The sequence below is a fragment of the Lactococcus lactis genome (assembly GCF_029023865.1).
GTDB lineage: Bacteria > Bacillota > Bacilli > Lactobacillales > Streptococcaceae > Lactococcus > Lactococcus lactis.
Map to the genome: position 1 here is coordinate 37,645 of NZ_CP118970.1, position 20,697 is coordinate 58,341.

Consider the following 20,697-nt stretch of genomic DNA (forward strand, 5'->3'; position numbering starts at 1 on the left):
TTTCTTTCTTTTGTGTTAACTTCTTCCTTACTCTTTCATTTGCTGTTTACTCAACCTTGAATTAAGATATTGTTTTGCTGATATACTTAAATACTTTACGATATTCTTTTTATCATTTGAATAATCTACCATCTTTCTTCGTACATAGTCCATATGCGTTTCTAAGGCATCTTCTCCGAGTTCTTTTACAAGTTTATCATACACAGGATAAACACTCTCAGCAAGCTCTAAAATCGTGTCCTGGTTTGCTATATCAGTTGCATACAACAAAGAGGAATTTATAAGTTTCATGGTAAAAGGATTTGCAACTGCTACTGCATAATTAACCTGATTTTGAGCTTGATTTTGTTCTTCAGTTAATTGTGCTTGTACATCATTACGTTTATAGTTCTCATCTTTCCAATTTGCTTTCTTAACTATATGAAACTGTATTGAATCGATTGAACGTCCTTTTTTTATTTTTTTATACTCAACATTAAAATGAGTAAAAGAATTTATTTCTTTAATTGCATCTTTTATGACTCTTTTTTCAAAATTATCAAATCTACTATAGTCATCAACAGTATCTGTTAATTCTCTTAAGTCACTAATTATTATCCTAGGACTCTTGTAATCTTCCAATTGTTTCTTCGTTCTATTAGGTTTATATTGGTAATGCTCAAATTGATTATAAGACATAGAGAACCATTTATATAAAATAATACTGTACTTGCTATTCAGTTCCATAATATCTGATATGGCATATTGCGTAAAATTATTTTTTAAATCTATGAGATAAGGCATAATAGCTTGATCAAAACGTATCAAAACTTTATCATTATAATCATTCCACTCAACATAAGGTATAGGTACTATCCGTTTAAACTTGAACCCTCTATTCTTTTTCTCCTTTATTCTGAAAAAAGCTTGTTCTTGCATTTTTTCAACAGCTTCCTTAAAACGACGATGTTTATCATTATCAGAAACATCAAAAAAAGTAAATAATTCCTTTTTTGACAAGAATACTATATTATCTTTAGGAGGAGCATCAGTATCTATACATGAAACAGCTAGCTCAAACATTTTTAATGGTGTCTTATCCATTTTTGCAACTGAGCTAATTAAATCGTTATGCTCTGCCACCTTCCTTGAACTTATTTCCTGTATTTGTTTATTTCTTTCTCCTGTGTCTATCTCTTGCATAATCCACTCCTTTTATGATTTAAATAAATAATAACACAAAGCACCTACAAACACAAATAATTTGTAGGACTATACACAGTTTTTTGTAGGACTATACACAGTTTTTTGTAGGACTATGCACAGTTTTTTGTAGGACTATAATCCTGTTACCCCTTGCAAACACTATATTTTTTTTTTCGCAAAAGAACAAAAGACAAAATATATAATATAAAATAATTAAAAGGGACTCTAAGGAGTCCCAATTTTCTTTTTTTAAAATACCCGAATTGCTAGTTGATTATTTAGCCATGACTTGATACCCGATAGAATATCTTAAAGTCTATGGTTCCAGTGATTTAGCTGATTTTAACAGTAAAGAATACGCTAAAAGTATCATCTCTAATTTCAATTGAAAACCTTGAGGCGAACGACTTTTACAATGCTCAGCTCCTAGATTTGTCAAAAAAGAGAAAACTCGCTCAATCACTTTTCTACGTTTTGAAAAATTAGGGAAAAGGATTTTCTTTTGCTTCATGTCAGGTGTAATTAGATCAATTCCTTCTAATTCCAGCCTTTCATGCAGTGACTGACCTAGATATCCCATATCTCCAAGGACTGTTGGTGTCCCAAATTGACTCAACACTTCCTCGGTCATTGAACTATCAGCCATTGAAGCAGGAGTAATTGTGTAGTCTATGACATAGCCTGATTCACTGACTAAAGCATGACATTTACATCCATAGAAGTACTGTCCCTTTGTAGAATTGTAGCCAACATTTGCATAATCTCCAAGAAATTTGCTTATGAAATTACGAATAGGCTGACACAAAGGAATGGGGAAGCTGTCAATAATGGATACACTCATTCCTTCAACCTCTTTAAAGACGAGTGCTTGGCGAATGACTTGGATACTCGGTAAGAGGGCATTACAACGGCGGACAAAGCGAGAATATTCTAGGAAATTAGGAAATAAACTTTGAGCCAATTGGTGCTTAGCTTTAAGCGTTTCACTAAAATGCAGTACGCCCCATAGGTAACAAGCGATAACTAAGCAATCTGATGTTGCGAGATGGACGTTCTTTCGGTTTTGAACCTCAAGGGGAACACTCGTTTGATAAAGCGTCTCAATGGTTGTCAGTAAATAAACAAAAACTTTTGGAAGTGTGCTATTATAAGTCATATAAGTCGTGCGCTTTCTAATGCTTAGTGGTTTAAGATTAGGATAGCACGACTTATTTATTTTCCAATGAAATTAACTAGCAATTCGGGTATAATAAAAGCATTTTTTAATATGATTACTGCTTTTATTATTTCCTCCAAAACTGTTGTTTTACCTTCATTTCCCGTAATGTTCAGAAAATTCATGAAGATATCCAAAATGATAATTTTTTGCAAATATACAGAAAAAGCAGTATACTTTTATTAAGTCTATTTAGAAAGATTTCATTGAGGTAAATATGGAAAGTGAAAATATTTTGGAAGCAAAACAAGTGAGTGTTGCCTTTCGGATTGCTGGTAAATTTCAAAAAGCAATTTATGATATTGATTTAAGTCTTAGACGTGGTGAAGTTTTAGCCATTGTTGGGGAATCAGGTTCTGGGAAATCAACTTTGGCAACTGCTGTTATGGGATTACACAACCCAAATCAAACTCAAATTACAGGCTCCATTTTATTGGATGAGGAAGAAGTGATTGGTAAAACGGGTGACTCCATGGCAAGTATTCGAGGAAGTAAAGTTGGAATGATTTTTCAAAATCCACTCACTGCGCTTAATCCATTGATGAAAATTGGGCAGCAAATCAAGGAAATGCTGGCCGTGCATGATGTTTATCCAGAAAATCAGTATGAAAGTAGAATCTTTCAACTTTTAGAACAAGTAGGAATTCCAAATCCTAAAAGAGTCGTTAATCAATTTCCCCACCAACTTTCAGGCGGGATGAGACAAAGAGTAATGATTGCAATAGCCATTGCCAATGACCCAGATTTGATTATTGCTGATGAGCCAACGACTGCTTTAGACGTTACCATTCAAGCTCAGATTTTAGACTTGATTTTAGAAATACAAAAGAAGAAGAATGCTGGGGTTATTCTAATTACTCATGATTTAGGGGTTGTTGCTGAAGTTGCTGATACAGTGGCGGTGATGTATGCCGGACAACTCGTCGAAAAAGCTTCTGTTGAAGAGCTTTTTCAAAATCCCAAACATCCATACACCCGGTCACTTTTGCGTTCAAATCCATCTGCCGAAACAGTTTCGGATGATTTATATGTGATTCCAGGGTCTGTGCCTTCTCTGTCAGAAATTGAGTATGACAAAGATTTATTTCTCGCTCGAGTGCCTTGGATGAAAGAAGAAGCTCAAAAAGTAATTTCGGAAAAAATGACTGAAATTTCTTCAAATCATTTTGTTCGAGGTCAGGCTTGGAAAAAATTTGAATTTCCAGATCAAAAATTGAAAGGGGGTAAAAAGTGAGCGAAATTCTTAATTTAAAGGACTTAAAAGTTTATTATCCTATTCGATCTGGTTTCTTTAATCGAGTGACAGATAATGTTTTAGCCGTTGATGGAGTAGATTTAACGATTCATGAAGGAGAAACTGTCGGTTTAGTTGGTGAATCTGGCTCTGGAAAATCAACGATTGGCAAAACAATTGTTGGTTTAGAACAAATGACATCAGGACAATTGATTTACAAAGGACAAGATGTCAGCAAAAAAAAGATAAGAAACCAGCTCAAATACAATAAAGATGTTCAAATGATTTTTCAAGATGCATTTTCGAGTTTGAATCCACGGAAAACAATTTACGATATCATTGCGGAGCCTATTCGAAATTTTGAAAAAATAGATGCTAATACGGAAAATAAACGGATTCATGAATTATTGGATATTGTTGGACTACCTAAACAAGCTTTAGAACAGTATCCTTTCCAATTTTCTGGAGGTCAACAACAAAGAATTGGAATCGCACGGGCAGTTGCTACTAATCCTAAGTTAATTGTGGCAGATGAACCAGTTTCAGCATTAGACTTATCTGTTCAAGCTCAGGTTTTGAATTTCATGAAGCTCATTCAAAAGGACTTGGGAATTGCATTTCTTTTTATTTCTCATGATTTAGGGGTTGTCCGCCATATGACTGATAATATTGCAGTCATGCACAACGGTCGAATTGTCGAAAAAGGAACACGAAGAGATATTTTTGATGAGCCACAGCACATTTATACTAAACGACTCTTATCTGCTATCCCTTCGATTGATGTTACAAGAAGAGCGGAAAATCGGAAAAACCGTCTAAAAGTTGAACAAGACTTTGAGGATAAAAAAGCAAATTTTTATGACAAAGATGGACACGCTTTGCCCTTAAAAAAATTAAGTGAAAGTCATTGGGCTGCTTTGCCAAAAGGAGGGGAAAATGTGGAAAGTAATTATTAGACGTATTTTATTGATGATCCCTCAATTATTTATCTTGAGTATTCTTGTTTTCTTCTTTGCTAAATTGATGCCTGGTGATCCTTTTTCAGGGTTGATTGGTCCTCATACCGACCCACATGAAGTTGAAGCATTAAGACGGGCAGCAGGTTTATATGACCCTTGGTGGGAGCAGTATCTCAGGTGGCTAGGGAATGCCATACATGGGAATTTAGGAATGTCCTATAATCTCAAAGAGCCTGTGATGACTGTCATTGGACATAGAGCGATTAATACTTTTTGGATGTCACTTTTGTCAGTTATTTTAACTTACTTATTTGCTATTCCGATGTCGATAGTTGCAGCTCGAAATGAAGGAAAATGGCAAGACCAATTGTGGTTGACCTATAATTCAATTACTTTTGGTATTCCACCTTACGTATTCTATCTCTTGATTATCTTTATCTTTGGTTATAGTCTTAATTGGTTTCCGACAGGTGGGACGGTAAGTCCAGATGCGATGGGAATAATTCCTGTTTTCTTTAGTAAGATTTATCACATGATTCTTCCGGCTTTTAGTTTGGCGGTCTTTGGAACAGTTGGAATCTTTACTTACTTCCGCTCAGGAATTTTAGATGAACAAACACAAGATTATGTACGAACGGCTCGAGCCAAAGGGGTTAAGGAAAAAGTGATTTTTAGACGTCATATTTTGAGAAATGCCTCATTACCAATTGCTTCTAATTTTGGATTTGTGATTACTGGACTCTTGGGAGGAGCAATATTTGCTGAAACAATTTTCGGCTATCCTGGCTTAGGACAACTTTTTATTACTTCAATATCTGGGCGAGATTATTCAATGATTACGGCTTTGATTTTATTAAATGGTTTTTTGGGACTTCTTGGAGCCCTCCTGTCGGATATTATCATGGCAATGGTTGACCCACGAATTCGGATTCAATAAGGAGTGAAAATGACAGAAAAAAAACACAAAAATTCTTTATCATTAGTTCACTCAATCAAAGAAGAACTAAAAAAAGATAAATTAGCGATGATTTCAACAATTTTTCTAGTTGCTGTCTTTCTAATCGTTTATATTTACTCGATGTTTTTAAAACAATCAAATTATGTTGATGTGAATATCATGGACCAATATCTGGCACCGCTGACGAATGGACATTTACTGGGAACTGATAATGGTGGACGAGATATTATCATGATGTTAATGATTTCTGCACGAAACTCTTTCAATATCGCTTTTGCAGTTACACTCATTACTTTAGTTGTAGGAAATATCTTAGGGGTAATTACGGGCTACTTTGGCGGAAGGTTTGATTTAATCTTCATGCGTTTCACTGATTTTGTCATGATTTTACCATCAATGATGATCATTATTGTTTTTGTAACTATCATCCCACGGTTTAATTCTTGGTCTTTGATTGGGATTATCAGTATCTTTAGTTGGATAGGGACAACGCGTCTGATTCGGGCAAGAACAATGACGGAAGTCAATCGAGATTATGTTCGAGCATCAAAAACTTCGGGAACCTCTGATTTTAAAATTATGTTTCGGGAAATATGGCCCAACTTGTCCACCTTAGTCATTGCTGAAGCAACGCTTGTTTTTGCTGGAAATATTGGTTTAGAAACAGGGCTTTCTTTCTTAGGTTTTGGACTTCCAGCGGGGACACCATCTTTGGGAACAATGATAAATGAAGCGACTAATCCAGAAACAATGACTGATAAGCCTTGGACTTGGGTTCCAGCAACAGTGGTCATCCTAATTGTGGTGCTTGCTATTATCTTTATCGGAAATGCACTAAGACGAGTGGCTGACCAAAGACAAGCTACAAGATAAACAACATTCAAGAGTGATAAAAATGTTTATCTATTAAAAATGGATATGATAAATTAAATATTATATTGAAGCAAGCAAGAAATAAAAAGAAATTATTGGAGAAACTAAGATGAACAAATTAAAAGTAACTTTATTGGCAAGTAGTGTAGTTTTAGCAGCTACACTCCTAAGTGCTTGTGGTTCTAATCAAAGCTCAAGTACAAGTACAAAAAAATTAAAAGCGGGGAACTTTGACGTTGCTTATCAAAATCCAGACAAGGCAATCAAAGGTGGAAATTTAAAAGTCGCATATCAAAGTGATTCTCCAATGAAAGCACAATGGTTATCGGGACTTTCTAATGATGCAACTTTTGCTACAATGTCTGGTCCTGGTGGAGGTCAAGATGGTTTGTTCTTCACAGACAGTGGATTCAAATTTATTAAGGGAGGAGCTGCCGATGTTGCTCTAGATAAAGAGTCTAAAACGGCAACGATTACCCTTCGTAAAGATTTGAAATGGTCTGATGGTTCAGAAGTAACGGCTAAAGATTATGAATTTACCTATGAAACGATTGCTAATCCTGCTTATGGTTCCGACCGTTGGACTGATTCTCTGGCAAATATTGTTGGCTTGAGTGATTATCATACGGGTAAAGCTAAAACAATCTCAGGGATCACTTTCCCTGATGGTGAAAATGGAAAAGTCATCAAGGTTCAATTTAAAGAAATGAAACCGGGGATGACTCAATCAGGAAATGGTTACTTCCTTGAAACGGTAGCGCCTTATCAATATTTGAAAGATGTCGCTCCTAAAGATTTGGCTTCTAGTCCAAAAACGACAACGAAACCATTAGTTACAGGGCCTTTTAAACCGGAAAATGTTGTTGCTGGTGAATCTATTAAATATGTCCCAAATCCTTACTATTGGGGTGAAAAACCAAAACTAAATTCAATTACTTATGAAGTTGTATCAACAGCAAAATCAGTCGCAGCACTTTCATCAAGTAAATATGATATTATTAACGGCATGGTTAGTAGCCAGTATAAGCAAGTGAAAAACTTAAAGGGATACAAGGTTTTAGGACAACAAGCGATGTATATTTCCTTAATGTACTATAACTTAGGGCACTATGATGCTAAAAATTCAATTAATGTCCAAGATCGTAAAACGCCATTGCAAGACCAAAATGTTCGTCAAGCCATTGGTTATGCTCGAAATGTCGCAGAAGTGGATAATAAGTTCTCAAACGGACTTTCAACTCCTGCAAATAGTTTGATTCCACCTATCTTTAAACAATTTACGAGTTCATCAGTTAAAGGATATGAAAAACAAGATCTTGATAAAGCTAATAAACTTTTGGATGAAGACGGATGGAAATTGAATAAATCTACAGGCTACCGTGAAAAAGATGGAAAAGAATTATCGCTTGTTTATGCGGCTCGTGTAGGTGATGCAAACGCTGAAACCATTGCCCAAAACTATATCCAACAATGGAAGAAAATTGGGGTAAAAGTGAGTCTTTATAACGGTAAATTGATGGAATTTAATTCTTGGGTCGACCATATGACGACTCCTCCAGGAGCAAATGACTGGGATATCACTGACGGTTCTTGGTCATTGGCATCTGAACCTTCTCAACAAGATTTGTTCTCAGCAGCAGCACCTTATAACTTTGGTCACTTTAATGATTCAGAAATCACTAAGGATTTAAATGATATTGATTCTGCCAAGTCTGAAAATCTAACTTACCGTAAAGCAGCTTTCGTTAAATATCAAGAAGATATGAATAAAAAAGCTTATGTGATTCCAACTAACTTTATGTTGAATTATACTCCTGTTAACAAACGTGTAGTTGGAATGACGCTTGATTATGGTGCAATGAATACTTGGTCAGAAATTGGTGTTTCTTCTGCTAAGTTGGCCACCAAATAGTTTTACTTAACTTTTGTTTACAAGTTTTTTTGTAAAAATACCCTCACTTTAGTTTTCGCAATTCTAAAGTCACAGAAGTTCAAATTTATGATTTGAGCTTCTTTTATTAAAAAAGGAGTTTGATATGACAAGGATTCAAGATGATTTATTCGCTACTGTTAATGCTGAATGGTTAGAAAATGCAGAAATTCCTGCAGACAAACCAAGAATTTCAGCTTTTGATGAATTAGTACTAAAAAATGAGAAAAATTTGGCTAAAGATTTAGCTGATTTATCACAAAACCTACCTACTGATAATCCAGAGTTGCTTGAAGCAATCAAATTTTATAATAAAGCAGGAGATTGGCAAACCAGAGAAAAAGCGGACTTTTCTGCCGTAAAAAATGAACTTGCTAAAGTTGAAACTTTAAATACTTTTGAAGATTTTAAAAATAATTTGACTCAACTCGTTTTCCATTCACAGGCACCTCTTCCGTTTTCTTTTAGTGTTGAACCTGATATGAAAGATGCTATTCACTATTCTCTTGGATTTTCTGGCCCGGGTTTGATTTTACCTGATACCACTTATTATAATGATGAACACCCTAGAAAAAAAGAATTACTTGATTTTTGGGCTAAAAACACAAGCGAAATTTTAAAGACATTTGATGTTGAAAATGCAGAAGAGATTGCAAAGTCTGCCCTTAAATTCGATGCTCTTTTAGTTCCATCAGCAAATACTTCTGAAGAGTGGGCAAAATATGCTGAACTTTATCATCCAATTTCTACTGACAGCTTTGTCAGTAAAGTTAAAAACCTGGATTTAAAATCTTTAATTAAAGATTTAGTAAAAACTGAACCTGATAAAGTCATTGTTTACGAAGATCGTTTTTATGAATCATTTGATTCACTTATCAATGAAGAAAATTGGTCACTCATTAAAGCTTGGATGCTGACAAAAATTGCACGTGGCGCTACTTCTTTCTTCAATGAAGACCTTAGAATTCTTGGTGGAGCTTATGGACGTTTCCTTTCAAATGTTCAAGAAGCAAGAAGTCAAGAAAAACATCAACTTGATTTGACTGAGTCTTATTTTAGCCAAGTGATTGGTTTATTCTATGGTAAAAAATATTTTGGTGAAGCTGGTAAGGCCGATGTCAAACGGATGGTCACTGCAATGATTAAAGTTTACCAAGCGCGTTTGTCTAAAAATGAGTGGCTCAGTCAAGAAACAGCTGAAAAAGCCATTGAAAAATTGGATGCTATTACTCCTTTCATTGGTTTCCCAGATAAATTGCCTGAAATTTATAGTCGTTTAAAAACAACTTCTGGCTCTCTCTATGAAGATGCCCTTAAATTCGATGAAATTTTGACTGCTCGAACTTTTGAAAAATTCTCAGAAGATGTTGATAAAACAAGCTGGCATATGCCTGCTCATATGGTCAATGCTTATTATAGTCCTGATAGTAATACAATTGTTTTTCCAGCAGCAATTTTGCAAGCTCCTTTTTACTCTCTTGAACAATCTTCATCACAAAATTACGGTGGAATCGGCACAGTTATTGCTCACGAAATTTCTCACGCTTTTGATAACAACGGTGCCCAATTCGATAAAGAAGGAAATTTGAACAAATGGTGGTTAGATGAAGATTATGAAGCTTTTGAAGAAAAGCAAAAAGAAATGATTGCACTCTTTGACGGCGTAGAAACCGAAGCTGGTCCAGCAAACGGAAAACTCATTGTGTCAGAAAATATTGCTGACCAAGGAGGAATTACAGCGGCACTGACAGCAGCTAAAGATGAGAAAGACGTTGATTTGAAAGCTTTCTTTAGTCAGTGGGCTAAGATTTGGCGCATGAAAGCAAGTAAAGAATTCCAACAAATGCTTTTGTCAATGGATTTTCATGCACCCGCTAAACTTCGTGCAAATATTCCTCCAACAAATCTCGAAGAATTTTACGATACTTTTGATGTTAAAGAAACAGATAAGATGTATCGTGCACCAGAAAATCGTCTTAAAATTTGGTAATCATTGAATTTATATTAATGATATATTTAAATTGAGTCAAATAATTTAGAAAAAGCACCTATAATCACAAAGTTATGAGTGCTTTTTCCACTTTTTGATATATTATAAAAAGAGTTATTGCTAGCACGGTTAGGATACCAGAGTATACTTCAAAGGTTTATATTTATTTTCTGATATAATTGGATTCCTAGAAGGTCAAATAAGTTGATCATCGAGTCCATTCAGAAAAACAGCAGAGGTGGTTTAATGCTAGAGAATGAATATTTTGTATTTACTGGCACCCTTACAACGATGACAAGAAAACAAGCACAATCAATCATTATAGGTTTAAAAGGGCATAATCAGAACGCTGTGACTAAAAAAACGACTAGACTAGTCACAGGCAATTTTCCGATTGATTTAATAAAAGGCTATCATCATTCGCATAAAATATCAGAGGCTAAGCAATCTAAACGAAAAGGACAACGAATAATGATAATGACTGAAAAAGAATTTATCGAATTTTTAGCTCAAACTTTTCAACTTCTCTCAAAAGGGTTATAATTATGCTTGTTATATTATTGATAGAGGAGGAATTATGAAAACTTTAGGAAAAGCTATTGCTAATAAAATTGCTTTAGTTTTGTCCCAATACTTCCAACTTCCACCAGGATATCTGATGGGAGTTATCCCCAATCATGTCCCCAATGACCCACGAGCTTACTTCGAGCAATTGAATGAAGAACAAAAAGTAGAATTGTTAAAAGTATGCCACAAATGGTCGGAAAAACGAGTTGAAAATATGCAATACTTAAACTGAAAACGTAAAAAGTTTATCATAATGATAAGCTTTTTGTATCTTGCTTAACTTATTGACCTTGGAGAGAATTCATATTCATTTCGCCCAAGATTCACTGAAAGCAACCTATTGCAAAGTTGGTTCAGTTCGTTGTCCAAGACAGTACTCAATATGTAATTGCAGAAAATTGGGAAAATCAACCAGCGTTAGATTTACATAACAAAAAGGAACGCTTGAAATCTTTTGTTAGAAATATCAGTCAATATCTTATCGAAGATTGTAAAATTAGTATGAGTTACTAATTATACCAAAGTAAAAAAATTAAACCAGCTTGCACCTTAATAGTTGTGAGCTGGTTTTTTAGTTTATTCTAAAACTTATTAATATATCTATAAATCGTTGTTCTTGACACTCCCCAAGAATCCGCAATCGACTTAATCGGCGTACCACTTTCTACCAAGGTTTTAAGAAGCTTTACGTCTTGCTCCGAAAATTTCTCAGGTCTTCCTCCAAGTCGTCCTCTTGCACGTGCAGCTTCTCTACCAGCGGCAGAACGCTCCAAAATAAGATTTCTCTCAAATTCCGCAAAAGCCGCAAACAAATGAAACATCAATTGTCCAGTCGAACTTGATTTATCCATTGTAATATTTTCTTGCAAGCTATGGAAGCTTACTCCTTTATCATTAAGTGAATTAACTATGCTAATTAAGTCCTCCATATTTCTTCCTAATCGATCTAACCGCCAAACAACAATTGTATCTCCAGAACGAGAAAATTCGATGGCGGATTTTAAACCAGGTCGATCTTTTTTACTTCCTGACAGATGGTCAGTAAATATTTTCTCACAATCATATTTTTTAAGACTATCTTTTTGTAAATCCAAATTTTGAAGTCCAGTTGAAACTCGTGCATATCCGATATTCATTTTATTCTCCTTTGTTCTAATTTATTGTATCATAACTTAAAAATATATATATAAATGAACATAGAATAAATTACGGGTTAATGAACGAGAAATGTAAATGATTTTGAGAGTTTTTATAACAAAAGAAGAGTGTCCAGAAAATGACCATTTTCTGAACACTCAAATATAAAAGAACATTGGGCTAAGAAGATGTATCTCATTTTGTGTCTAAATATTTGACATTAGTCCAAAGAGTGGCGATATCAATTATTCACACAGCCTATTGGTATTTTTACACTAATAAAAAACACAATGCATGGAATTCCATTTAATAGTAATGAATTTTTAAACTCTATAGGAAATAATCCCATTGAGTACGAGTATTTTGATATTCCTTTCAAAGAAGAAACACTAAAAGGCCTTGAAATCGTAATGAGTCCTATTATAAGTCAAGAATCAAAAGACCAATTAAACGATATCTTAAAGACTATTCCTGAACATACATTACTTCCTTCAAGACAAAAGTGGAGATGATAATATATAAAACTCTATAAGAATATCATTTCTAATATCTACGCTTTGTTCGTGTTACAGTCAATGGGAGCGAGGGGGTTAAACCCCTTAAAATCACTAATATTTTAGGAGTACCATCAAAATATTTAAAAGGTGTTGTTGCATACCTTGACCTATCTTCATAGAAACCCTACACATACTCCTTTACGGAAGAAGATATGCGAACTGTAAAAGATTGGATAGAGAACTACTCCAAAAATAGAGATTAATTCAATTTTCTCTTATCGCAGGGGGCGAAAAAACAAAAAAACGCCGAAGTTTTCAACTTAGACGATTTTTTTGTTTGCATTATGATATAATGATTTTTGGCGCACCTTCTTGGAGCATTACTGCCTTAGGAAGGAGGTGAATTATATGCTTCAAATTCTATTCGTAACTGTAGTTGCACCTCTTGTGGTAGGTGTTGCTCTTGAGATAATCAAGAGCTGGTTGAAAGACCAACACAACAAGCGCCACTAATTCCACATTTTTAAGCTGTCAGACTTACTCAATCTGACAGTTTTTTTGCATAAAAAAAGAGCCACAGCTCCCTGTGACCCTTTTGAATCTGTTGTGAATTAACACTCCAAATTCTATTCGTTAAACTTATTGTACAACATCTTGTCCAATTATACAACCCTTTTATTACCAAAAAATCTGTCAAGATAACTTTTTCACTTACTACTCATTGGATGACAACAATTCGCTCACCACACCTGCAATAAAGTCAGGGTGAACATTCGGCATTGCTAGCCGTTTATAGTGACCGCCTAAAGCTTCAACTTGCTCCTTACACTCAATATCATTGTCATATAAGGTTTCTAAATTATCTGCTACAAAACCAAAAGGTAAATAAATAATTTCTTCATAATTTTCTTGCGTTACTAATGCTTCTGTTACATCTTCCACATTCGGTCCAATCCATTTATCAGCTGTTCGACCGACACTTTGCCAAGCATTAGCAAAATCAACAGTGCCTTCCACTTGATTCACAATGGCTTGTGCTGCCTCTTTAATTTCATCCACATACGGATCTCCGTTTGCTAATAGACGCTCGGGTAAACTATGTGCTGTAAACAAAAATTTTTGTTTGCGGGTAGGATGCAAGGCTGCTTGAATTTGGTCAGACCAAAAAGTTAAGAAACCTGTTGCTTGCCAAAAATGATAGTGTGGATGATAGGTTACCTCTGGATGTGTTTGCAATTTAGCTTCCACTCGCTCATGATATTGATCGATGAATGTTGAACGATGAGGTGCCAATACTAAGCCATGAATGCTTGTAAAACCTTGATTTAAAATTTCTGTTAAAGTTTCTTCGATAAATGGATGAATATGGCGTAATCCATTAAAAACCTGATACTCACCAGTTCCTGATTCATTTAATTTTTCTTCAATCGCTGCTCGTTGGGCTTCTGTAATATGCGCCAATGGTGAAACACCACCAATTTCTTCATAACGCCCCACTAATTCATCATATAATGCTTGTGAAGGTTCTTTTCCATGACGAATATGGGTATAATAATCCCAAATTTCTTCTGTGCGATTTGGTGTACCATAACTCATTAATAAAACAGCTTGTTTTTCCATCTTCCCTACTCCTTATGTCGAATTGTCCACACAAAAGCGATTGTTAGCACCATTAAGACTAAAATCATTGAATGAACACCAGTTGCTTGTGTGAAATGAGCAAAAATACTCATTAATGTAATGCCTATTGTCATCCCTAATTTTTTACTAACAGATAAAAGACTTAAGGAAGTATTCCGATCTTGCGGTGAAGCTTCCACAATTAAGACCTGTAACGGTACGGTCATAATCATCCCGATTGCAATACCAAATAAAAATAGTGCCATTAAAAAAAGTGGTAAGGAAGCAACCGAGAAATACAGGATAATTAAGCTGATAATCACTGCAATCATACTATCGCGAGTGGCATGATACGCACTTTTTTTCCCAGTCCAATAACCTGCTAATTTTGAGCCAATTAATGTTCCAATGGCCATAATCGTCATAAATGAGCCCGCTTTACGCGCGTTTAATTGAAATGTCACTTCAATCATCGATGGGAAAAACGCAAATAAAGACATACTTAACCCCGTTACAATCCCTCCAATTAAACTCATCCGATATTTCGCTATCGTCCATAATTTACGCGAAAATACTACTTTTTCTTGATTTGCTTCGCGGCGTGCTTCAATCACTAAAAAACTACCAATCGTAAGACAAAATAGAATTCCATAAGCAAGTAATTCGACTAAATTACCACTAATAAATAATCGGCTTAACAATAAATTAAACGCAACTAAGGCCAAGACAAAGAGGGTGTTGCCCTTTACGTCAAATGTTTCCGTGCTCGATAAAATTTCTTTTGGTATCATGACCCATGCCACAAGGAAAATAAGGAAAATCATTGCCGCTAATACAAGATAAATAGCGCGCCAATCCTGTGTTTTAGCCAAACTGACAACACTGATAATTGGGGCCACAATCGTAGCCAATGCGACTAAAGCTCCAACATTTCCTACTTTGCCACTAACTTTATGTGTATGTATCATAAATACTCGAGATAATGCGAGTGTCAAAATAGAGCTACTGCCAAATGATTGAATAATACGTGCTACTAATAATGCCGTGAATGATGAACTAGTCGCAATCCCCACAACTCCTATAAAATAAAAGCCTAATTCCATTAAAAAAACAGTACGGTATCCAAACCGATCAATAAAACTCCCCATAATGGGCGTCGCAAAAAGTAAACCTAAGGTATAAACTGCTACCACCCAGCTTTTCTCTTGAGGACTGAGCGCAAAGGTACGTGAAATAGAAGACAAATTCGTACTCATGATACCTGAATCAAGTTGCGTAATAAATAAACTAATCAGTAATAATAAATTGATTCTGTTTTTCGACTGACTTACTGGTACATCCACTATAAAGACTCCTCTATTCTTACTTGAAATAATTTGTTATTTTTTCTTGGCTATTTAATGATACGCCCACGATAAAATAAGGAAAATCCGAATAAACACTACTTGCTTCAGAAAAACGCATTTCATAAATAATTTTTTTAAACTCTAATGGATCATTTGCAAATAAGGTTACTCCCCATTCATGATCATCTAACCCAATCGATCCGGTAATAAATTGATGAATTTTCCCCGCATATTTACGACCAATCATACCGTGTTCTTTCATTAATTCTCGCCGTTTTTCATAAGGCAAGGTATACCAATTAATATCACCCGAACGAACTTTATTCATAGGATAAAAGCAAATATATTCGTCATCCTTTGGTAATTTTGGATAAAGATGTTGCGTCGTTCTCTCCATGGCTTTTTCTGTTGTCGGTTTCCCACTATATGTTCCCAGCTCAATCACTGATACATAGCTATGTAACGGTGTTAAGTAATCAAATAATGCTAGCTGATGCCAACGATTTTCTTCAGCATTTACATCTTTTAATTCCGGACGTAAAACAAAAAAACCAATATCGCCTTTATGACCAGTCACATTCCAGACATAATGACTCCCTTTTTTGGCTTGTTCAATTTCCTCCCATTCAGTCAACAATGCGATTAATTCCGCTACAACCGCTTGTTTTTTTGGTTGTGCTACTTGATTCCAAGCTGCCCAATCCATTTGATACGTGAGATGAAGTGAATACCATCCATCTAATGTTTCTACTGCTTCAACAATCATTTATTTCCTTCCTTTCTTTATTGTCTGAAAATTCAATAGATTTTTTTCATTTTCTTCTCTCCTTAAAAACTAATATTTGTGTACATAAATAGTATATCATAGGTTCTGTTGCAAAGTTTAAAAATCAAATACAAGGATTATAAACCTTGTATTTGATTTTTAAACTTTGCAACAGAACCTGGTAGGCGATCATTTTTGTAGATGCAAATCACGAATTCGCAGCTATACCGCTTTCTTCGCGACTTCCTTTGGTAACGTCAACGCCAACAGCAAGCCAATCAGGCCCACGCCAGCAAACACAGCGAAGGTAACAGCAAAACCGCCAGCATGACTTCGCAGCGTGGTTTGCATGCCATCCAACAACACTGTGGCGAACATGACACCGGCAGAACCGAATAACTGACGAGCCGTCGTTGTAACCGCAGTGCCGTCTGCCACGAGCTCATTCGGCAAAGCATTCGCGCCAGCCGTCACTGAAGGCATCATCACAAAGGCATTGCCGGCTTCAGTCGCCATCGCCAACATAATTGCCCCAATCAGCGGTAAATGATGGGCAAAGACTGCTAACAGACCAAAGCCGCCAGTAATCAACAACATGCCAATCATGGCCACGACACGCGGTCCAAAGCGATCCAGTAGGCGCCCGCTAATTGGATTCAAAATACTCAGCAACACCGCAGCTGGCACTAAGGACAAGCCAGAAATCAACGGTGACAAACCAAGTAGCGTTTGAAAGTAAAGCGGCATCAGGATAGTGGTGACAATCAAACCGACGTATGAAATTCCGGTCAGAAACACCGCTTTAATAAACATACCAGTGGCAAAAACTCGCATTTGCAACATTGGTGGTTGGCGATTCAATTGCCGAACAACGAAAATACCAGCTGCCAGAACGCCTAAAATCAACAAACCAACCACGCCAACAGTTAAGCCTTTTTTCGACAAAGCACCCAAGGCATAAAGTAGAATTGGAAAACTTGCGGATAAAAGGAAGGACACCCAGTCCAGTTGCGTCGGTTGCAATGGCATGACAGACGCAATGGTCACCGTTGAAACGGCCAGCACAAGCAGCGAAACGACCAAGAAGAACAAGAATAAAGCGTGCCAAGGGAACCATGTCAGCAAAACACCGGAAATAATCGGACCGACTGCCAAGGCTGAGCCCATGACCAATCCCGCCGTGCCCATCACCCGACCACGCTCACTATGCGGCGTAATCGTCAGCAACACGGTCTGGAAACTCGGGAAAATAATCCCGACCGCAATCGCTTCAAGCAACCGGCCAATCATGAGCACGGTAAAACTCGGTGCCCAGATACATAAGCCTGTCCCAATGGCAAAAATGAGTTCAATCGCTTGGAAAAGCCGTCGGAAAGTAACATTATGCAACAGCCATGGGCTAACCGGAATCATCAAGGTCATCACCAACATAAAGCCGGTTGTCAGCCAAGCAACTGTATCCGCTCCTAAACCAAAAGCTTTCATAAAAGCAGGATAAGCGGTGCTTAAAGAAGACTGAGAAATTGACATCGAAAAGGTACCTGTCAGTAACGTGGCGACAAAAGCCCCGCGATGTTTGATCGTTGGAGAGTGCATATTAAAATCATCTTTTTCTATATTAGTATTGTGGGACGTTTACATTTTCATTCCCATTTTTTCATAAGACTGCATACCGCCCATCCAAATCTCAGATGGTTTGACGCCACGTTCTTTAGCCAAGGCCATCATTAACGTATCCATATCCATCAATTTATATTCTTGCTTTGGCTTGGCTGGATCGAATGTTTCAATCTGTGCCATCATGCCGCCATCTTCGTGCTCAATGATATGGCAGTGATACATATAAACCCCTGGCAAATCAAAGCGAACCAGCAGCCGAACCGTTTCACCAGGATTCACGCCAACGGTATCTTTGAAACCATGTTCATTTGGATACGGCGCATGCCCATTCCGCGACAAGACTAAGAATTGGGTTCCATGCACATGGAATGGATGAACCATTCCAGGCGCATCATTGCTATTGGTAACATCCCAGTACTGGGCTTTGCCAATTGGTTGCGTGGCATCAATCCGCTGCATGGCAAACTTTTTACCATCAATCGCAACACCTTCGTCCATCCCCTGCATCACAACGTGGCGAACTGGCAAAGCCGGGTCAACCACTGGTGCCTTCACATCGAACAACTTATCAGGCAAGGTAGTCTGATCCGGTTTGAACGCATGAATGCGGAACTTTAGCAATGGCACATCATCCGTATATAAGGTGACCTCGTCGCCTTCATGGTATTGGCCAAAATCAACGATCACTTCGGCACGCTCAGCACAAGTCAGCATCAAATGGGTAAATTTGACCGGCTCCGGTAACAGTGAGCCATCCCCGCCAATTTGCGTAAATGGCAGGTCATCGGAAAAATGCAACCGCCATTCACGGCGATTAGCACCATCCAGAAAACGCAACCGGACCTTTTGCGTGGTGACATCAAAATAGGGATTGATTGTACCGTTAATCATTGCAGTTGGCCCAGCAACACCGTCAGGATCATAATCAGCCCGGTAGTCCCACTGGTTGTTCTCATGAAAACGCCGGTCTTGCAAAATGACCGGAATATCGTCAACGCCATAGTTCCTTGGCAATGGCAGGCTGGCTTCATGGTCGTCTTTGACAATCACCATGGCAGCCAAACCATGCCAAACCTGCTCGGCTGTGGATGGGCACGGATGCGCGTGCAGCCACAAAGTCGTCGCAGGTTGTTCCAATGTGAAGTCGATATGCTTACTTTCACCCGGATAAACCGGCGCATGGCATCCGCCATCAACATAAGGGCCACTGACATTAGCCCCATGCCAATGAAAAGTGGTCAACTCAGGCAGGGTGTTTTTCAGTGTCACATGCGTATGCTGACCACGGCGATACACAATCGTCTGACCTAACAGACTGGTATTATAGCCCCACGTCTTGGTCTTCGCCCCAGGTAACAGTTGCGTTTCCCCAGCCTCTGCTGTCACCGTGTAATAAACGTCGGTCGCCGTCTCTTTATCCGGTTTCAACAACGGCGGCACATTTAAGGGCTTCTCAGGCGCATCACTGACCTCAAGCGGCACGTATCCGCCATCGTGGAGATCAAACGCTGGCTCATCAAAGAAATAGTCCGTATAGTTTTTCATCGTGATTTCCCCCTCTGACAAGAATTTTAACACTTTTTAGGGTTCTGTTGCAAAGTTTAAAAATCAAATACAAGGTTTATAATCCTTCTTGTTCTTAAGCTAATATTCCCATTAAGACCTTAATCTCAGTAGATACCGAAAATCCGAAGAGCGTTGCATTTCTTCGGTTCTTTTTGTATATTCCTCGAAGGGTCTCCATGCCCGTAATCGTGGTTGAGGCAGTTCGTAGACTTCGATAAAATTTATTGCGTCGTTTGATTGGTCGATGGTCTTGTTCTATTAAATTGTTAAGATACTTCACAGTTCGGTGCTCTGTCTTAGTATATAAACCCACACTCTGTAACTTTCTAAAGGCGGAGCCAAGAGAAGGTGCTTTATCGGTCACAATTGCTTTCGGCTCACCAAACTGTTTATGGAGTCGTTTAAGAAAGCATAGGCTGCTTGCGTATCCCGTTTCTTTCGTAACCAGATATCTAAGGTTAAGCCGTCCGCATCAATTGCACGATAAAGATAATGCCAACGTCCCTTAATTTTGATATAGGTTTCGTCCATTTTCCAAGAAGGGAAGGACGGTCTATTTTGCTTTTTCCAGAGCCGATAGAGTACTTTACTGTATTCTTGAACCCATTTATAAATCGTAGTATGGCAAACATTTATTCCACGGTCATAAAGCAATTCTTGGACTTCACGATAGCTCAAAAATTGTAACGAAGATAGTAGCCCACAGCGATAATAATGACCTCTTTTTTGAATTGTTTGCCTTTAAAATGATTCATTACTCTGTCCTCTCTGTCTTTTTTCTCAATTTTACACTAAAATAGATTTTTTGGAAAACTTTGCAACAGAACCGACAATACCACTTATTGTTGATCTTAAACTAGCGGAATTTATTCGTCGGCAACTTTATTATTGTTCACCAAAATGGTTGAAACTTCAGGAAAAATATTACCAAAGAGGTGAAAATTTGTTGAATTTGACTTTTGAACGTTCTTTTATTGCACCTTTGGGGTTGAACTTACTTGAAGTTTTTGATGATGAAATCCCTTTACATAAATTTACTCAAATTAAGCAGAATATTAATCTCTATTATGAAAACTTTTTAATAAATTTTCAGCAAAATAGCTTTAAGGCAGTCTATCCTCCCCGTTTCTATGCTATAATGAAAAAGCAGAAGAAGGATATGAATGAATGAAATTCTGCTAATAAGTTTTTAATGTGAATAAAAATTATTTTGAATAAAAAGGAGTGAGCTTC

Annotated in this window: 19 protein-coding genes and 1 pseudogene; 11 read left to right on the top strand and 9 right to left on the bottom strand. The window is 37.0% G+C overall.

Going from position 1 to position 20,697, the window contains the following annotated elements:
• Nucleotides 1–27 precede the first annotated feature (27 nt).
• Both PYW37_RS13085 and PYW37_RS13090 read right to left on the bottom strand, forming a co-directional pair.
• A complete protein-coding gene (locus tag PYW37_RS13085; protein ID WP_003129670.1) occupies nucleotides 28–1,182 on the bottom strand; it encodes a RepB family plasmid replication initiator protein in 1,155 nt (384 codons plus the stop codon).
• A gap of 319 nt (nucleotides 1,183–1,501) precedes the next feature.
• Nucleotides 1,502–2,341, bottom strand: a complete 840-nt coding sequence (locus PYW37_RS13090; protein WP_059232551.1) for an IS982 family transposase — start codon at nucleotides 2,339–2,341, stop codon at nucleotides 1,502–1,504.
• 277 nt (nucleotides 2,342–2,618) lie between these two features.
• On the opposite strand from PYW37_RS13090, the gene oppD reads away from it, so the two are divergent.
• The 8 genes from oppD (at nucleotide 2,619) to PYW37_RS13130 (ending at nucleotide 11,144) form a co-directional block, all read left to right on the top strand.
• Nucleotides 2,619–3,635, top strand: a complete 1,017-nt coding sequence (gene oppD, locus PYW37_RS13095) for a murein tripeptide/oligopeptide ABC transporter ATP-binding protein OppD (protein WP_011669112.1) — start codon at nucleotides 2,619–2,621, stop codon at nucleotides 3,633–3,635.
• Nucleotides 3,632–4,591, top strand: coding sequence for a murein tripeptide/oligopeptide ABC transporter ATP-binding protein OppF (gene oppF / locus PYW37_RS13100; RefSeq protein WP_010906164.1), 960 nt, complete (start codon nucleotides 3,632–3,634; stop codon nucleotides 4,589–4,591). The genes oppD and oppF overlap by 4 nt, the downstream gene beginning before the upstream one ends.
• The gene (gene oppB, locus PYW37_RS13105; protein ID WP_010906163.1) at nucleotides 4,572–5,531 is read left to right on the top strand and encodes a murein tripeptide/oligopeptide ABC transporter permease OppB; all 960 of its coding nucleotides are present in this window, start codon (nucleotides 4,572–4,574) and stop codon (nucleotides 5,529–5,531) included. The genes oppF and oppB overlap by 20 nt, the downstream gene beginning before the upstream one ends.
• Before the next feature lie 9 nt (nucleotides 5,532–5,540).
• Complete coding sequence (gene oppC / locus PYW37_RS13110) at nucleotides 5,541–6,425, top strand: murein tripeptide/oligopeptide ABC transporter permease OppC (protein ID WP_003140250.1); 885 nt, start codon at nucleotides 5,541–5,543, stop codon at nucleotides 6,423–6,425.
• 109 nt (nucleotides 6,426–6,534) lie between these two features.
• A complete protein-coding gene (locus PYW37_RS13115; protein WP_058222315.1) occupies nucleotides 6,535–8,337 on the top strand; it encodes an oligopeptide ABC transporter substrate-binding protein in 1,803 nt (600 codons plus the stop codon).
• 124 nt (nucleotides 8,338–8,461) lie between these two features.
• Nucleotides 8,462–10,345 (top strand): endopeptidase PepO, encoded by a 1,884-nt coding sequence (gene pepO, locus PYW37_RS13120; RefSeq protein ID WP_014011541.1) that lies wholly within the window; start codon nucleotides 8,462–8,464, stop codon nucleotides 10,343–10,345.
• 246 nt (nucleotides 10,346–10,591) lie between these two features.
• Nucleotides 10,592–10,888, top strand: a complete 297-nt coding sequence (locus PYW37_RS13125) for a BRCT domain-containing protein (protein WP_003132842.1) — start codon at nucleotides 10,592–10,594, stop codon at nucleotides 10,886–10,888.
• Between the two features lie 34 nt (nucleotides 10,889–10,922).
• Nucleotides 10,923–11,144, top strand: coding sequence for a hypothetical protein (locus tag PYW37_RS13130; RefSeq protein WP_003132844.1), 222 nt, complete (start codon nucleotides 10,923–10,925; stop codon nucleotides 11,142–11,144).
• Nucleotides 11,145–11,493: 349 nt separating this feature from the next.
• On the opposite strand, the gene PYW37_RS13135 is transcribed toward PYW37_RS13130, so the two are convergent.
• Nucleotides 11,494–12,048 (bottom strand): recombinase family protein, encoded by a 555-nt coding sequence (locus PYW37_RS13135; protein WP_003132846.1) that lies wholly within the window; start codon nucleotides 12,046–12,048, stop codon nucleotides 11,494–11,496.
• 291 nt (nucleotides 12,049–12,339) lie between these two features.
• On the opposite strand from PYW37_RS13135, the gene PYW37_RS13140 reads away from it, so the two are divergent.
• Together PYW37_RS13140 and PYW37_RS13335 are read left to right on the top strand one after the other, a co-directional pair.
• Nucleotides 12,340–12,561, top strand: coding sequence for a hypothetical protein (locus PYW37_RS13140; protein ID WP_021723396.1), 222 nt, complete (start codon nucleotides 12,340–12,342; stop codon nucleotides 12,559–12,561).
• A 393-nt stretch (nucleotides 12,562–12,954) separates the two neighbouring features.
• Nucleotides 12,955–13,059: a type I toxin-antitoxin system Fst family toxin gene (locus PYW37_RS13335; protein ID WP_017865282.1), complete on the top strand. Its 105-nt coding sequence runs from the start codon at nucleotides 12,955–12,957 to the stop codon at nucleotides 13,057–13,059.
• Between the two features lie 201 nt (nucleotides 13,060–13,260).
• Here PYW37_RS13335 and hemH read toward each other — a convergent pair whose 3' ends face one another.
• The 6 genes and pseudogenes from hemH to PYW37_RS13170 form a co-directional block, all read right to left on the bottom strand.
• The gene (hemH, locus tag PYW37_RS13145; RefSeq protein ID WP_021214662.1) at nucleotides 13,261–14,166 is read right to left on the bottom strand and encodes a ferrochelatase; all 906 of its coding nucleotides are present in this window, start codon (nucleotides 14,164–14,166) and stop codon (nucleotides 13,261–13,263) included.
• Nucleotides 14,167–14,171: 5 nt separating this feature from the next.
• Entirely contained in the window at nucleotides 14,172–15,509 is a 1,338-nt protein-coding gene (locus tag PYW37_RS13150) for an MFS transporter (protein ID WP_021214661.1), read from the bottom strand.
• Nucleotides 15,510–15,528: 19 nt separating this feature from the next.
• Nucleotides 15,529–16,275, bottom strand: coding sequence for a hydrogen peroxide-dependent heme synthase (hemQ, locus tag PYW37_RS13155; RefSeq protein ID WP_025017229.1), 747 nt, complete (start codon nucleotides 16,273–16,275; stop codon nucleotides 15,529–15,531).
• A 225-nt stretch (nucleotides 16,276–16,500) separates the two neighbouring features.
• On the bottom strand, nucleotides 16,501–17,874 hold the full coding sequence (locus PYW37_RS13160; RefSeq protein WP_044009745.1) for an MFS transporter: 1,374 nt from the start codon (nucleotides 17,872–17,874) through the stop codon (nucleotides 16,501–16,503).
• 39 nt (nucleotides 17,875–17,913) lie between these two features.
• Nucleotides 17,914–19,443 carry a multicopper oxidase family protein gene (locus tag PYW37_RS13165; RefSeq protein ID WP_021213209.1) on the bottom strand — a complete coding sequence of 510 codons (1,530 nt, stop codon included), beginning with the start codon at nucleotides 19,441–19,443 and terminating at the stop codon, nucleotides 17,914–17,916.
• A 94-nt stretch (nucleotides 19,444–19,537) separates the two neighbouring features.
• A pseudogene (locus PYW37_RS13170) lies at nucleotides 19,538–20,142 on the bottom strand (IS6 family transposase).
• Between the two features lie 127 nt (nucleotides 20,143–20,269).
• On the opposite strand from PYW37_RS13170, the gene PYW37_RS13175 reads away from it, so the two are divergent.
• The gene (locus PYW37_RS13175) at nucleotides 20,270–20,635 is read left to right on the top strand and encodes a hypothetical protein (protein ID WP_025017228.1); all 366 of its coding nucleotides are present in this window, start codon (nucleotides 20,270–20,272) and stop codon (nucleotides 20,633–20,635) included.
• The last annotated feature ends 62 nt before the right edge of the window (nucleotides 20,636–20,697 follow it).